This window comes from Cloacibacterium sp. DMC96 (genome assembly GCF_056313765.1).
The window spans coordinates 392,230-408,014 of the sequence record NZ_JBQUZQ010000001.1; the positions used below are offsets into that span (position 1 = coordinate 392,230).

The following is a 15,785-nucleotide window of genomic DNA, read 5'->3' on the forward strand; positions in this document are numbered from 1 at the left end:
TACCATAAATTACGAACAAACCACGAACAAACCTAAAACTTGAGTAGAACTTGACCCAAAGAAAACTGCTAAAAAATACCTCTTTTTACGGTTTTCCTTAAGTGAGGAAATAGAGATTTTCATTATATTTACCATTCGTATAAATATTGATTAAAGAAAGAACAAAAACGTTCTATAATGATGTTATGACACAGACCGATATTAAGAAGTTAGAGATAGAACTTTGGGAAGCTGCAGATGAATTGCGTGCCAATTCTAAACTGACGGCATCAGAATATAAAGACCCTCTTTTAGGATTAATCCTCTTGCGTTTTGCACAAAATAAATATGAGGAAGCCAAAGAAAATTTAGAAAAAAATCTTCCTATAAATCCTAGAACAGGACAGAGAAGAACCGCTACTAAAGATGATTATGCAGCAGCTGGAGCCATGATGCTTCCAGAAAAAGCACAATATGATTATCTGGCGAATTTGCCAGAAAGCGAAAACCTTGCCGAAGCCATCAATGAAGCCATGAAGCTTATAGAAGCAGATTATGAAGAATTGGCAGGGATACTTCCTAAAAATTACCAAGACCTTACTCCAGAAGATGATACGGATAATAATCTATTGCCCAATTTGGTAAGGATTTTTAACAGTGATGCAGTAAAAAAAGCGAGAGGAGATGTTTTCGGGAGGATTTATGAATATTTTCTGATGAAATTCTCTATGCAAGGAGCCGGCGCTCAAGAAGGAGGAGAGTTCTTTACACCACCTTCTTTGGTACAACTGATTGTGAATTTTATACAGCCTAACCACGGTATTATTCATGATCCAGCTTGTGGTTCTGGTGGAATGTTTGTGCAGACTGCACATTTTATCAAAAATCACGAAAACAAAAGCGTAAACCAAGCCATCACTGTTTATGGCACCGAATACAAATCTAGCACGGTAAAACTGGCCAAAATGAATTTGGCCATTCATGGCATAGAAGGTAAAATAGCCAATAACAACTCTTTTTACTCAGACCCGTTTGATTTGGTGGGGAAATGTGATTTTGTAATGGCTAATCCTCCGTTTAATGTAGATAAAGTAGATGCTAAAAATAAATTTTTGACAGAAGATAAGCGTTTGCCTTTTGGTGCGCCATTGACGGGGAAAGGTACTATAGGAAATGGCAACTATCTCTGGATACAGTATTTCTTGTCTTACCTTAATGAAACGGGGAGAGCTGGTTTTGTAATGGCTTCTTCTGCTACTGATGCAGGAAATGCCGAAAAAAGAATACGCGAAGAACTTATAAAAACAGGAGCGGTAGAATGTATAGTTTCTGTGGGAAATAATTTTTTCTATACCAGAAGTTTGCCTTGTCATCTTTGGTTTTTTAACAAAGCCAAAAAAGAAAAGAACCAAATTCTGATGATAGATGCCCGAAATGTGTACCGCAAAGTAAGCACTACGATTAATGATTTTTCTGAAGAGCAGTTAGAAGGATTGACGGCGATGCTGCAACTCTACCGTGGCGAAAAGCCAGAACTCAGTGCAGATAATGCTTGGTTTAAGGAGCATTTCCCAGACGGAACCTATCGTGATATTGAAGGTTTGTGTAAGATTGTGACTTTAGACGAAGTTGCCGAGCAAGATTACAGCTTAACACCAGGACGTTATGTAGGGGTGAATATAGACATTGATATGGATTTTGATTACCAAAGCCGTATGCAAGAACTCCACAGCGAATTAGCCACCTTGAACGATGAGGCCAACCAATTGATGAACCAAATTCAAGCGGTGAAATTATGAGAGAGGGTTGGAAACAAGTGAGATTAGACGAAATTGCTAGTGTAACGATGGGTTTATCTCCGAAAGGAGAAACGTATAATGATCAAGGGATTGGATTACCGTTATTGAATGGACCAACTGAATTTGGTGAAACTTATCCAAATTGTACAATATTTACAAATGATTCTAAAAGAGTCTGTTTAGCTGGAGATTTAATTTTTTGTGTTAGAGGTTCTACTACTGGAAGAATGAATTGGGCGGATAGAGTCTATTCATTAGGGCGAGGTGTTTGTTCAATTTCTGGTACGACTAAATTTGATACTATATTTATAAAACACTACCTAACCTATAATTTAGATAAATTATTAAAAATTACAGGTGGAGGTACATTTCCTAATCTTAGAACAGAGGATATTAAGGGATTTCAAATAGTTCTTCCTAAGGAATATAAGAAAATAGCTTCGATCTTATCGGGTTATGATGATTTGATCGAGAACAACCTAAAGCGCATCAAAATTTTGGAAGAAATGGCACAGCAAACCTACGAAGAATGGTTTGTGCGTATGCGTTTTCCTGGGCACGAATCCGCAACGATAAATCCTGAAACGGGATTGCCGGAGGGGTGGGAGAAGGTGAAGTTGGGAGAGGTTTGTAATTTTAGTCAGGGTCTTCAAGTTCCTATTGAAAAGCAGTTTACTCAATTTTCAAATGAATTAATTAGGTTTATTAGAATCGTTGACGTTACTCAAAATACAAATGATATTAGATATATAGAATCTCCAAAGAGTTTAAATCAATTTGTACATTTTAAGGATGTTTTTATGGTGCGTTATGGAGCACCTCAAGTAGTCACGAATTATCATGGTATAATTGCAAATAATTTTTTTAGAATTAATATAAATGATGAAAATAAATTAAAAAGAAAATTTTTATTCTCCTTTCTAAATAGAAATGAAATAAAAGAAAATTTACTAGCAATGTCAGTTTCTGCTACAATGCCTGCAATTTCTTTTAAATCTTTTTCGACTTTAGATATTATCTTGCCTGAAATTGAAGTTCAAGCTAAATTTCATAAATATGTAGATACAACTTATGATTTAATATTAAATCTTCAAAACCAAAACCAACGTTTACGCGAGGCGCGGGATATTTTATTGCCACGCTTGATGATGGGGATGGTGGAGGTGTAGAAAATTAACCAACCAAAAAACTAATATTACTTATGAATAATATAAAAACACTATACAAATATTTAATGCTTGATTTACAAGCAAGCAGATCTTACTGGTATAAAGATTATAAAAAAATCACAATTGCAATAAATGAATTGAAGAATAAATTATCTTCTGATCCTAGTTTAAAGCTAAATGATGAAGCGTGCTATCAAGGCAATTCTTATTTTAAAAATTGGGATGACTTTTTAAGTAAAATGTTTGCTAACACCGGTAATGGAATTGCTAGTAATGGTCAATCGGTTTTTAGTACTGAAATGAAAAATAAAGCACTAACTAATTCAAGCTTTATTGATTCGCTAACTAATCTTGTAAAGGATTCTAGTATTATAAATCATAATTATTTCGCTTCTGAATGGTTCCAAGTGTTTCAAAAAAAGAACCCGGTTCAGACTAATAGAGCAAGCGCAGCTTGTAATATTAAATTATCAAGTACAGTTGATGAAGGAAAATTTAATGTGATCTTTGATTGGTTTATTAAAAATAATTACGTAACTACTTACTCTGGTGATAATAATTGGTATGATAAAAATATTTTTTTAGTAGAAGAAATACGTAATGGATTAAAAGAAAATGACTCTTATATAGATTTCAAAACGAGTGATAATCTCGAGATAGATGACTATTGGGTTAATATATTTATTTGGATGGCTTATGAAAACATAGCTAATCCTTTCAATTTAAATAAACAGCTAATAAAATATGGAGCGCCAGGAACAGGCAAAACTTATTTGTCAAAACAAGTTTGTAAGCTACAATTTGATATTTGGAAAAATACGTTTGGTGCACAAAGTAGTTTTGTTATTCATGAACATTTAGAACTAGTTCAATTTCATCCAACCTATTCCTATGAAGATTTTGTTGAAGGTTTAAGGCCAACCCATAATAATGGTACAATTCAGTTACAACTAAAAAATGGGATATTTAAGCAGTTTTGTAAAAATGCTGCGAAATGGGAAAGGGATTTGTATTTGATTGATCACTCAAAATCATTTTGTGAATGGACTGTTAACGATGTTAAAACATCCGATCATAAATGTTTTGAATCTGATTACTGGACTTATATAAAAGAGTTAGATGATAATTTAAAAATAGAAGATGTAATTCCTCCTTACTTTTTAATTATTGATGAAATCAATAGAGCAGAATTAAGTGCCGTTTTTGGAGAGCTAATGTTTTGTTTGGAATATAGAGGGGCTACTAATTCAATAAAAACACAGTATAGCGAATTGAATACTAAAGAAACAGCGATAATAGAATTTCAAGATAAATATAAGTTTTTTGTTCCACACAATGTTTATATTATTGGTACAATGAATACTATAGATCGTAGTGTAGATTCGTTTGATTTCGCATTAAGAAGACGTTTTAGATGGGAAAAAGTAAGGCCTGATATGGATTTATTACGTGTACATATTACTTCCATTAATAAAGAATGGATTGGTCTCGTAGAAAATGTAAAAGCCTTAAATGAATTGATTAAAAATGAAGAGCTTTTAGGTGAAGATTATCAACTAGGGCATGCTTACTTCTGGAATTTAAAATATTCAAGAGATTTATCTCTAAAGCAATTAAAAAATCAAATTTGGGATGATAGACTTGGTTCCTTGGTTGAAGAATATCTACGTGGTAGTGGTCGTCAAGATTTAGTTTCTAATTTGAAGAAAAAATTCATTGGTTAATATGTCTGTTTGGCTATATGATATTATTAAAGGTTATGATGAAAGTTATTGCTTAAAAGATAACCAACAGTATGCTATTGAAGATGCAAAGTTCAGAAATTTATCAAGACCTATAAATGATACGATTGTTTTAAATTCCAAATCCAAAAGGAATCATTTTAACAACGATCGAGTTTTTACTTTTTTAAGAAACATAGAAAAGAATCTCAATCAACAGGTTAAAAATTCCAACTTAATTTTATTTAACGAAAAAGAATATGAAAACAATACAGATCAAAGGTTTATAACGTTGCGTGGTAATCGATGGGATAATTTTGGCTTAGAAACAGGTAATATTATCGGACACTTAAGTTATAAAGACCATCATATAAATATTGGTAGTCGATTTGGTGATGAATTTCTAAAGTATATTATTGCTGATGCAGATGGATTTCTTGAAATTGATAATTTAGGTGCCATAAATAAGCAAGGAAATAATCATTGGTTATTACAATATTATTGGGTGATAAAATTAAAAAAAGCATTTAGATTAGGATTACCTAAAGTATATGAAAAACACACCGCGATTAGTTCAAAAGTAAAAGGTAAGATCGATGTTGTGCATTTCGAATTAAATAAAACTATAGCGAAATATAAAACCACATCCCGAAATCACAGCTTTTTTTGTAATCAAAACCTCTTAATATTAGAAGCATTTAAAAAAGTTAATAAAGAATTTTTATCAAAAGATTTATTCGTTATAAAACAGGCTTTTAGTGTTGTTGGTAGAGGAGAAAAAAGAAATAAAAAAGAGCTTTTAAATGTTAAAAAGTTTACGAATCCTTTCTATTCAGATTATAATGAGGTGCTGTCGATTTCAAAAATGTTGTTAGAAAATGGAACTGTAGACATTGGAACAAATGCGAAAATGAGTGGCTTTTTATTTGATGTTTCTATGCTTTTTGAATATTTTATCAGAAAACTTTTAAAAAGAAATGGATTTGAAATTCATTCAAAAAATGAAAATATCTATAAAATTCCAACAGGAACAAACTATACAAGAAATTTGTTTCCAGATTTAATAGCAACTTTTGGAAATAAAACGTTTCTCCTAGATGTGAAATATAAATCATTTGATAATCGATACGGCGTAAAAAGAGAAGATTTATTTCAACTTTATACCTATTTGGGCCAAATTTCAAATAATATTAATGTTGATTACATTGGATTTGTATATCCTACAAATGACAAAACAAAAGAAACCATAACAAATGAATCAGTGACTGTTTTCGGAAAGAAAATAAGTTTTATTGTTGTATTTTTATATGTACCTAAAGGTAGTAAGAACTTCTATTTAGATTTTTCCACTTCAATTTCTCTTTTTATAAAGGATTTAAAGAATTTAAAAACCAACTAACATGTCCTACGAATACTCAGAAGATCAATTGATAGAACAAGCTACAGAAGATGTGCTAAAAGAATTAGGCTGGACGGTGGTAACCGCTTGGCAAAATGAGACTTTTGGCGAACTGGGCTTATTAGGCAGGGATAATAAAACAGAAGTGGTGCTAGAGCGTGATTTGTATGCTGCACTAAAAAAATATAATCCTCATCTTCCAGAACAAGCATATAAAAAAGCTGTAGAGAAAATTACGCAAAAAGAAGCAGATAAATCTTTAGCCCAACTTAATAAAGCCAAATATGCACTGCTCAAAAACGGAGTAGAAGTAACCTATACCAATCAAGAAGGAAAAACAGAAAAGAAAACACTTAAAGTATTTGATTTTAACGATTTTAAAAACAATACTTTTCTAGCGGTTCGTCAGTTAGAGGTTTCTGGGGAGTTGTACAATCGCAGGCCAGATGTAATAGGATTTGTGAATGGTTTACCCTTGGTATTTTTTGAGTTAAAAGCACATGCGGTAGATTTACGTGCAGCGTATGAAGATAATCTAAAAGATTATAAAGAAAGCATTCCTCATCTTTTTTATCATAATGCTTTTATTATTTTGTCTAATGGTACAGATGCAAAAGTAGGAACGGTTACAAGTTCATACAAATATTTTCTAGATTGGAAACGTATCACGGAGGAAGAAGAAGGCATCGTAAGTTTAGATACATTATTGAGAGGGACTTGTTCACCAAAATATTTGATGGATATTTTTGAGAACTTTTTGCTTTTTGATGAAGGTGGAGGTGATCCAGTGAAGTTAATGGCAAAAAATCACCAGTTCATCGGAGTAAATAGAGTTTTAGAAAATGTAAACAATATAGAAGACTTAGAAGGGAAATTAGGGGTGTATTGGCATACCCAAGGTTCTGGTAAAACGTATTCTATGGTTTTTCTATGCGAAAAAATTCATCGTAAACTAGGAGGTAGTTATACGTTCTTGATTGTGGTAGATAGAACAGAGCTTGAAAATCAAGCGTATGATACTTTTTCTGGAGTAGGAATCGTAAATAATAAAAATATTATTGCAGGAAAGAAAGTAGGTATTTCTGGTAGAGAGCATCTTAGAGAATTGTTGAGTGACAATCACCGTTATGTATTTTCTTTGATTCATAAATTTTCAATTGATCCAGAGGTAGAATCAGAATATCCTTTAATTACAGATAGGAAAAACATTATTGTAATTTCAGATGAGGCACATCGTACTCAAGGAGGTAAATATGCTAGGAATATGCGTTTTTATGGCTTGCCAAATGCTTCTTATCTAGGTTTTACAGGTACGCCAATCATTAAAGAGGAGGAAGAAATTACCAAGAATATTTTTGGGGAGTATGTTTCGGTGTATGATTTTAAAAGAGCGATAGAAGATGAGGCAACTTTACCATTAAAATATCTGAATCGTGGCGAGAAGTTAGATATTCAGAATCCAGAAATTGATGAGGTAATGGCAGACATTCTAGAGAATGAAAACTTAGATGATGACCAACGCAGAAAACTCACCTATCATTTTCAGAAAGAATATCCTATCCTCACCGCAGAACCTCGTTTGAGAACGATTGCCAAAGATTTGGTATGGCATTTTAACGAGAGAGGGTATCAGGGTAAAGCCATGTTGGTAACCTTAGATAAACCTACTGCGGTAAAAATGCATCTTTATATTTCGGAATATTGGCAGGAATATTTGTCAGAACTTAAACAGCAAATAGAGATAGCCAAAGATTTACAAGAAGTGCAAGAACTCAAAAGAAAATACCAAAAAGCAGAGGAAACCGAAATTTGTGTAGTGGTAAGTTCTGAACAGAATGAAATAGATAAATTCCGAAATTTAAACTTAGATATAGAACCTCACCGCAGAAAAATTGTAGACCGTGATTTAGAAAAGCAATTTAAAGATGAGGAACATCCTTTTCGTTTAGCTATAGTCTGTGCAATGTGGATTACAGGTTTTGATGCACCATGTGTTTCCACCGTTTATTTGGATAAACCGATTAAAGGACATACCTTGATGCAAACAATAGCTAGAGCAAATAGGGTGTATGATGACGAAAAAGAAAATGGTTTAATTGTAGATTACGGAAATGTTTATAAACAATTAGAAAAGGCTTATTCTATATACGGTGAGGGCTCTAAAGGGCATGGTAAGAATAATGGAACACTTCAAGAAAAACCACTAGAATTATTAGAAGGTATGGTAGTAGAGCTAAGAGAAGCCATTAATCAAGTCACACAATTATTAGAAGAGCTCAATTTTGATCTTAAAACCTTAATAGATTCTTCGCCGATGCAAAAAATTGCCGCCATAAGAAATGGAGTAAATGCAGTTTGTCTCAATGAAGAAACACGGACTAAATTTGAAATGGCAGCAAGAATTGTATTCAGAAAATATAAAGCTCTGTATCCAGAAAGATTGGTGATGAGGTACACCAGAAAATACAATGCAATTGATGCCATGTACAATGCCCTAAATCAAAAAACCAAATCAGCAGATATTTCTGAGGTAATGGGTAGGCTACAAATGGTGGTTGATGAAAATGTGATTGTCAAAAGAGTAGAAGAACCTTCTCAATACGAAATAGATTTATCTAATCTGGATTTTGATAAACTAAGAAAAGCATTTCAAAAAGTACCGCGCAAAAATGAACTAGTTTATGACCTAAATGAGGCAGTAGAAAAAAAACTAGAAAAAATGCTTCAAGAAAATCCATTGAGGATGGAGTTTTATGAGCGTTATAAAGAAATCGTAGAAGAATATAATAAAGGTAAGAATGAAGTAGAGTTACAGAGAAGTTTTGAAAAACTTACTGCTTTTATTCAAGATTTAAGTCATGAAGAAAAAAGAGCATATCTAGAAAACTTAGATGAGCAGACGCTTTCTATTTTCGATTTATTAGTTCAAAATAAAGATTTGACAAATAATGAAAGAGAGAAAGTAAAAAAAGTAGCAAAAGAAACATTAGATGTTTTAATTAAAGAAAAACTCAATGTGCCCAATTGGAAAGAAAGTAGGGAGCTAAAAGCCAGTATAAAATCTACTATTTATAACCATCTATTGTATCTTCCTGAAGAGAAATATAATGATGAAGAGGTAAGTATGAAAAGTATTGCGGTCTATCAGCATGTGTATTCTTATTCGGGATTCAGATACTAAAAGTCGATCTAATGTCTCAAAATTATTACATGCTTAACATGCAAAAACTTCTTTTTATGATTGAAGACTTACATAAAAGAGGATACGAAAGCCTTAAAGCAATTCCTTCTTTATCTCCTTCTGGAATGGGTTGGCATTTAGAGTTGTTTAATGCAGATTGGAGTCAGAAAGAATCAGCATCTAAGTGGTTAGAGCATAATTTAAACATTGAAGAAAAAGAAATAACAGAATCTAATGTAGAATTAGCCGATCTTTTTGAAAGAGAATTTCTGAATTTTCTCAAAGACTGCAAAATAAAAAATCAGAAATATGTACAATGGTATGTTTGTATGCTTAGTCAATTGGATAGAGAAGAATTGCCTTATGCTTTTTCTGATTACTACAATGATAGGGATTTTTGGCAAATTTCTCAAGGAAAAAAGATTAAGTCTTTTAGATAGAAAGAATACAATAATTATTGTTAAACCGCGCCCAATTGGGCGCGGTTTTTTGTTTTTTAATGGGCTTTAAAAGGTCTTATTATGGCTTATTTTTTTAAAGTTTTGACATTCATAAATGTAAATTACGCATTTTGTATTAGTGTATCCTATGGTGATTGTTATAATTTTGTAATGCAAAAAACAACCATAAACTAAAATACACATGATGAAGAAAAAACATTTACTAATCTAACACAAAACCGAAATGTTAATTTATATGATATCATTAAATAGAACATTTCAAGAGTGATGGGTCGCTTAAATGAGTTGGTTTTAAAAAATACTTTAAGGTAAGAATCATTTCATTTTTGAAAGTTTTTTAGGGAAATAACCCCGAGGATTATTGTTAATCAAAAAAAACTTTTGTTATGAGTTTAAAAAATTATTTTCTCAAAAGACTCTGTTATTTCTTAGTGATACTCACGTCTTTTTATGGATTTATTTTCGCGCAGACTATTACGGTAGATGGAGATCCAAGTGATTGGCCTGCAGCGCTTAATGGAAATGTGGTCAAAGCTTTTGTGCATGATCGTGCAAACGTAAGTGATGACAATAAATTTGATGCTTCCAAAGATACGGAGGATACACCTTTGTGGGATTGGTCGATAGGTCAAGTTAACGATAAAGGTGATATAACCAATGCTGGTGCAGTGCTTATTAATGGTGATGAACTCTATTTCTTTGGAGATAGAACTGCTATTAATGGTGATGCTCAGATTGGTTTTTGGTTCTTTCAAAATGGTACTCGTCCAGTAGGAACTACTTCTGGGAATTTTGCGCCAGAACATGCTATCGGTGATTTACTTATTTTAAGTAACTTTACCAATGGAGGCGGTCAGGTAACTATCAGAGTTTATCGTTGGGTAGGTTCTGGAGGTTCAGAAGGTTCCCTCGATTTGGTGACTAGAACGAGTAAAGCCGTGGTTAATACGCAATATGTTTCGGCGCCAAGTTACCCTGGTTGGACTTATCAAGGAAAAAACGTGCCTTCTGTAGGTACGCCTCCACCTAATACTTATGCTACAGGTTCTTTCTTTGAAGGTTATGTGAAATTAGAAAGATTAATTGAAACCTGTTATGCCAGTTTCTTAATGGAAACAAGAAATTCTGCTAGTGTAGATGCTGCATTAGAGGATTTTGCATTTGGTGAATATAATGGAAAACCACAAGCGCCTAAAGTAACTGCAGGTTCTATTTGCGGACCAGGAGTTGTACAGCTTTCAGCGGAATGTTCTAGTACAGATAATGCTGTAGTAAGATGGTACGATGCGCCAACTGGTGGTAATTTATTATTTACAGGATCTAATTATGCTCCAAATATCACTCAAACAACTACCTATTATGTTGCTTGTTTCAGAAGCGATGGATTAGGTTGTGAAAGCGCTAGAACTCCAGTTGTGGCAACTGTCAATCCAAAACCAGAGGTCTCCTTATCTTTTGATCCTATTAAATGTAATGGAGATAATACTACTTTAGTTGCAAATGTGACTTCTGGAACTGCTCCATATACCTATTTATGGAGTAATGGAGAAAAGGCTTCTAGTATTTCTGTAAAAGCGGGAACTTATAGTGTGGTAGTAACTGATTCTAAAGGTTGCGAAGTTTCAAAAGAAATTACGATTTCAGAACCTAGCAAACTATCCATGGAAGTTTCTTATACTCCAATTTTATGTAACGGCGGCAAATCAACCGTAACAGTATCAGCCAACGGTGGAACAGCACCATACACAGGAACCGGAAGCTGGGAAGTTTCAGCAGGAACTTACACTTACACAGTAAAAGATGCTAATGGCTGCGAAGTTTCAAAAGAAATTATGATTTCAGAACCAAGCAAACTATCCATGGAAGTATCTTACACTCCAATCTTATGTAACGGAGGCAAATCAACCGTAACTGTAACAGCTAACGGTGGAACAGCACCATATACAGGAACAGCAAGTTGGGAAGTATCAGCAGGAACTTATACTTACACAGTAAAAGATGCTAATGGTTGCGAAGTTTCAAAAGAAATTATGATTTCAGAACCAAGCAAACTATCCATGGAAGTATCTTACACTCCAATATTATGTAACGGAGGCAAATCAACCGTAACAGTAACAGCAGACGGTGGAACAGCACCATACACAGGAACAGGAAGTTGGGAAGTATCAGCAGGAACTTATACTTACACAGTAAAAGATGCTAATGGTTGCGAAGTTTCAAAAGAAATCACGATTTCAGAACCAAGCAAACTCTCAATGGAAGTTTCTTACACTCCAATCTTATGTAACGGAGGCAAATCAACCGTAACAGTATCAGCAGACGGTGGAACAGCACCATACACAGGAACAGGAAGTTGGGAAGTATCAGCAGGAACTTATACTTACACAGTAAAAGATGCTAATGGTTGCGAAGTTTCAAAAGAAATCACGATTTCAGAACCAAGCAAACTCTCAATGGAAGTTTCTTACACTCCAATCTTATGTAACGGAGGCAAATCAACCGTAACAGTATCAGCAGACGGTGGAACAGCACCATACACAGGAACAGGAAGTTGGGAATTATCAGCAGGAACTTATACTTACACAGTAAAAGATGCCAATGGATGCGAAGTTTCAAAAGAAATCACGATTTCAGAACCGAGCAAACTCTCAATGGAAGTTTCTTACACTCCAATCTTATGTAACGGAGGCAAATCAACCGTAACAGTATCAGCTAACGGTGGAACAGCACCATACACAGGAACCGGAAGTTGGGAAGTTTCAGCAGGAACTTATACTTACACAGTAAAAGATGCCAATGGTTGCGAAGTTTCAAAAGAAATTACGATTTCAGAACCGAGCAAACTCTCAATGGAAGTATCTTACACACCAATCTTATGTAACGGAGGTAAATCTACCGTAACGGTAACAGCTAACGGTGGAACAGCACCATACACAGGAACAGGAAGTTGGGAAGTATCAGCAGGAACTTATACTTATACTGTAAAAGATGCCAATGGTTGCGAAGTTTCAAAAGAAATCACGATTTCAGAACCGAGCAAACTATCTATGGAAGTATCTTACACTCCAATCTTATGTAACGGAGGCAAATCAACCGTAACAGTATCAGCAAACGGTGGAACAGCACCATACACAGGAACAGGAAGTTGGGAAGTATCAGCAGGAACTTATACTTACACAGTAAAAGATGCCAATGGTTGCGAAGTTTCTAGAGAAATTACCATTACTCAACCTACACCTCTAGAGCTTACTATAGTTGCAGAAAAATTAGTTTGCTATGATGGCAAAGTTCAACTTACTGCTAATGTAAGTGGTGGAACTTCACCTTACACTTATTCTTGGTCTAATGGTGAAACTACTCAAATGATTACAGTAGGAGCAGGTTCTTACACCGTAACTGTAAAAGACGCCAATGGTTGTATGATTTCTAAAAATGTAGAAGTTAAAGTACCAACTTGTGACGGATTCACTACTGTTACTCAAGGAGGTTGGGGTGCCAAAGCCGCTGGTAAAAACTGGGGTGCTTATAGAGATGCTAATTTTGCAGCAGCATTCCCTACTGGTTTAATGGTAGGAACAGCCCTTAGAAATCTTAAACTTTCTTCTGCAAAAGCAGTAGATGATTTCTTACCAAGTGGTTCTTCACCTAGAGCATTAGAAAATTCATATGTGAATCCAGGTCAAACTTATCAAAACGTATTTGCTGGTCAAGTAGTAGCACTTACTTTGAGCGTAAGATTTGATGAATGGGATGCTAATTTCTCTTCTAACAGTATTAAACTAGGAGATTTAATTGTAAACTCTGGAACATTTGCAGGCTGGACAGTTTATCAAATTCTAGCTGAAGCCAATAAAGTTCTCGCAGGCGAAGCGTCTATGTATTCTGCAAGCCAATTGAATGCAATAGTAGATGCCATCAACAATAATTATGACAATGGAAAAGTAAATCTAGGTTTATTATCTTGCCCTTGTCCTACTGTTGAAAAACCTGTCGCTAAAGTGGCTGCTTCAGCTAAATATACACCAGATGTAATCGCAAATCAAGAAGCAGTTCTTTATCCTAACCCTTCTTCTGGTGAATTTAATTTAAGATTTGATGCTCCTAAAGACAGTAAAATTTTAGTTCAAATCTACAATGCTCAAGGAACGCTAGTTGCCGACTATAGCAGCAAAGTAGTAAGAAATAATAATAAAGCTTCTCTTCATGTTAACAATTCTAATTTAGCCGCTGGTCTATATCTAGTAAAAGTGAAAACTTCTACCCAAGAGAAAACCATCAAGCTAATCATTAGAAAATAAGTCTAATTTTTTAAAATGGAAAGTCCCGCAGCAATGCGGGATTTTTTTATTTTTATTTGGGCGGCATTTCCGTCTACAGCTCCCGCTTTTTTTCTGTCATAACGAGCAGAATAAACCTAAAGAGCAGTAATTCTTTCAAAATTTCTAGAAATTTGAAACCACCATCATACAGAAAAAAGAGCTCCGCTTTCGCCGGGCCGCAAAAAAATCTCCGTAAATTTCCCTATTTTCGCAGTATGATTTTCACAGAAGAAACTACACTAGAACATCTTTGCATCAATTACGTGGGAAACCAAACGCATCAAGAAGCTTTGGTAACCACAGATTCAGAAGTTTTCATCACAGATGAGATGAAAGCATTGCTCAAAGATTATTTCCTTAAAAATTTTAAACCCGAAATCTTTTTCGAGTTTTTCCATAGTTCTAATATCGAAAATAACGAAGTGTTTACTTACGTTTCAGAGATTTTTGAACAACCAGAATTGTTAGAAAACCAATCCAAAAAATTGGCAAAACTGCTGTACGAACATTCTACCAATCCTAGAACCAAAGGTGGAGAATTTTATGTTTGCTTTTTCAAAGATTGCATCGTAAAAGGAGAAAGATATGACGCAGTCGGACTTTTTAAATCCGAAAACAAAGACACTTTCTTGAAAGTTTCTACCAAAAACGATGTCACACTGAGCGGAGTCGAAGTGTTTGAATTGGAGACTTTACAAGGAATCAATTTGAATAAAGTAGACAAAGGTTGCTTAATTTACAATACCAATAAAGAACAAGGCTATCTCATGTCTATTATTGACGGTACTTCTAGAGCCGAAACCAGTTATTGGATGGATGATTTCTTGCAAGTTCGTCAGCGACAAGACGAATATTTCGAGACGCAAGAAACGCTTACACTTTACAAAGAATACATCACGAAACAGCTTCCGCAGGAATTTGAAATCACCAAAGCAGACCAAGCAGATTTCTTGAACAAATCGCTTACATTTTTCAAAGAAAAAGAAGAATTTAAGATGGAAGAATTCACAGGAGAAGTTTTGGGAGACCAAGAAGTTATTCAAAGTTTCAATGCCTTCAAAACACAATACGAAGACGAAAGAGATTATGCTTTGTCAGATGAATTCGCCATCAATGATGCGGCAGTTAAGAAAAACGCTAGAATTTTTAAAAGCGTCATCAAACTAGACAAAAACTTCCATATTTATATTCACGGAGACAGAAAACTGATCCAACAAGGACAAGACGAAAACGGAAAATATTATATGCTCTATTTCGAAGAAGAAAACTAAAAAAAATATCTCGCTGATTTAGCAAATTTAGCAGATTTTAAAAAAAAATGTTCATCAGTATAATAAGCTAGAGTTTAAAAAATAAAGGACAAAAATTTACTTTTTTGTCCTTTTGAATTTCTTATTTTCAATCTTTTCTTTTGTCTCTTTTGCGGTTAATTAATTTAAAAAAAAAACATCGGCTTAATCTGCACAATCAGCGAGAGACAAAAAAACGAGGAAAAAAATACTTTTTTTTCCTTTTGAATTTCTTATTTTTCAATTTTTTCTTTTGTCTCTTTTGCGGTTAATTAATTTAAAAAAAACATCGGCTTAATCTGCAAAATCAGCGAGAGACAAAAAAACGAGGAAAAAAATACTTTTTTGTCCTTTTGAACTTCTTATTTTCAATTTTTTCTTTTGTCTCTTTCGCGGTTAATTAATTTAAAAAAAACATCGGCTTAATCTGCAAAATCAGCGAGAAACAAAAAAACGCTCCAAATTTTT

The 15,785-nt window shown here is 33.9% G+C and carries 8 protein-coding genes; all 8 read left to right on the plus strand.

Annotation, left to right across the window (positions count from 1 at the left end):
• Nucleotides 1-185: 185 nt before the first annotated feature.
• The 8 genes from ACT53I_RS01690 to ACT53I_RS01725 all read left to right on the plus strand — a co-directional run bounded on the left by ACT53I_RS01690 (nucleotide 186) and on the right by ACT53I_RS01725 (nucleotide 15,299).
• A complete protein-coding gene (locus tag ACT53I_RS01690) occupies nucleotides 186-1,778 on the plus strand; it encodes a type I restriction-modification system subunit M (RefSeq protein ID WP_476078149.1) in 1,593 nt (530 codons plus the stop codon).
• Entirely contained in the window at nucleotides 1,775-2,947 is a 1,173-nt protein-coding gene (locus ACT53I_RS01695; RefSeq protein ID WP_476078150.1) for a restriction endonuclease subunit S, read from the plus strand. Before ACT53I_RS01690 ends, ACT53I_RS01695 begins: the two co-directional genes overlap by 4 nt.
• 32 nt (nucleotides 2,948-2,979) lie before the next feature.
• Nucleotides 2,980-4,671, plus strand: coding sequence for an McrB family protein (locus ACT53I_RS01700; RefSeq protein WP_476078151.1), 1,692 nt, complete (start codon nucleotides 2,980-2,982; stop codon nucleotides 4,669-4,671).
• 1 nt (nucleotide 4,672) lies between these two features.
• The gene (locus ACT53I_RS01705) at nucleotides 4,673-6,067 is read left to right on the plus strand and encodes a 5-methylcytosine restriction system specificity protein McrC (RefSeq protein ID WP_476078152.1); all 1,395 of its coding nucleotides are present in this window, start codon (nucleotides 4,673-4,675) and stop codon (nucleotides 6,065-6,067) included.
• A gap of 1 nt (nucleotide 6,068) precedes the next feature.
• On the plus strand, nucleotides 6,069-9,248 hold the full coding sequence (locus ACT53I_RS01710; protein WP_476078153.1) for a type I restriction endonuclease subunit R: 3,180 nt from the start codon (nucleotides 6,069-6,071) through the stop codon (nucleotides 9,246-9,248).
• 11 nt (nucleotides 9,249-9,259) lie between these two features.
• A complete protein-coding gene (locus ACT53I_RS01715; RefSeq protein ID WP_476078154.1) occupies nucleotides 9,260-9,688 on the plus strand; it encodes a hypothetical protein in 429 nt (142 codons plus the stop codon).
• Nucleotides 9,689-10,095: 407 nt separating this feature from the next.
• Nucleotides 10,096-14,007: an Ig-like domain-containing protein gene (locus ACT53I_RS01720; protein ID WP_476078155.1), complete on the plus strand. Its 3,912-nt coding sequence runs from the start codon at nucleotides 10,096-10,098 to the stop codon at nucleotides 14,005-14,007.
• 236 nt (nucleotides 14,008-14,243) lie between these two features.
• Complete coding sequence (locus ACT53I_RS01725) at nucleotides 14,244-15,299, plus strand: nucleoid-associated protein (RefSeq protein ID WP_476078156.1); 1,056 nt, start codon at nucleotides 14,244-14,246, stop codon at nucleotides 15,297-15,299.
• Nucleotides 15,300-15,785 lie beyond the last annotated feature (486 nt).

Excerpts from the sequence above, each read along its gene's own strand:
- ACT53I_RS01720 (WP_476078155.1), top strand. The coding sequence starts at position 10,096 with ATGAGTTTAAAAAATTATTTTCTCAAAAGACTCTGTTATTTCTTAGTG.
- ACT53I_RS01690 (WP_476078149.1), top strand. The coding sequence starts at position 186 with ATGACACAGACCGATATTAAGAAGTTAGAGATAGAACTTTGGGAAGCT.
- ACT53I_RS01700 (WP_476078151.1), top strand. The coding sequence starts at position 2,980 with ATGAATAATATAAAAACACTATACAAATATTTAATGCTTGATTTACAA.
- ACT53I_RS01725 (WP_476078156.1), top strand. The coding sequence starts at position 14,244 with ATGATTTTCACAGAAGAAACTACACTAGAACATCTTTGCATCAATTAC.
- ACT53I_RS01715 (WP_476078154.1), top strand. The coding sequence starts at position 9,260 with ATGTCTCAAAATTATTACATGCTTAACATGCAAAAACTTCTTTTTATG.
- ACT53I_RS01710 (WP_476078153.1), top strand. The coding sequence starts at position 6,069 with ATGTCCTACGAATACTCAGAAGATCAATTGATAGAACAAGCTACAGAA.
- ACT53I_RS01705 (WP_476078152.1), top strand. The coding sequence starts at position 4,673 with ATGTCTGTTTGGCTATATGATATTATTAAAGGTTATGATGAAAGTTAT.
- ACT53I_RS01695 (WP_476078150.1), top strand. The coding sequence starts at position 1,775 with ATGAGAGAGGGTTGGAAACAAGTGAGATTAGACGAAATTGCTAGTGTA.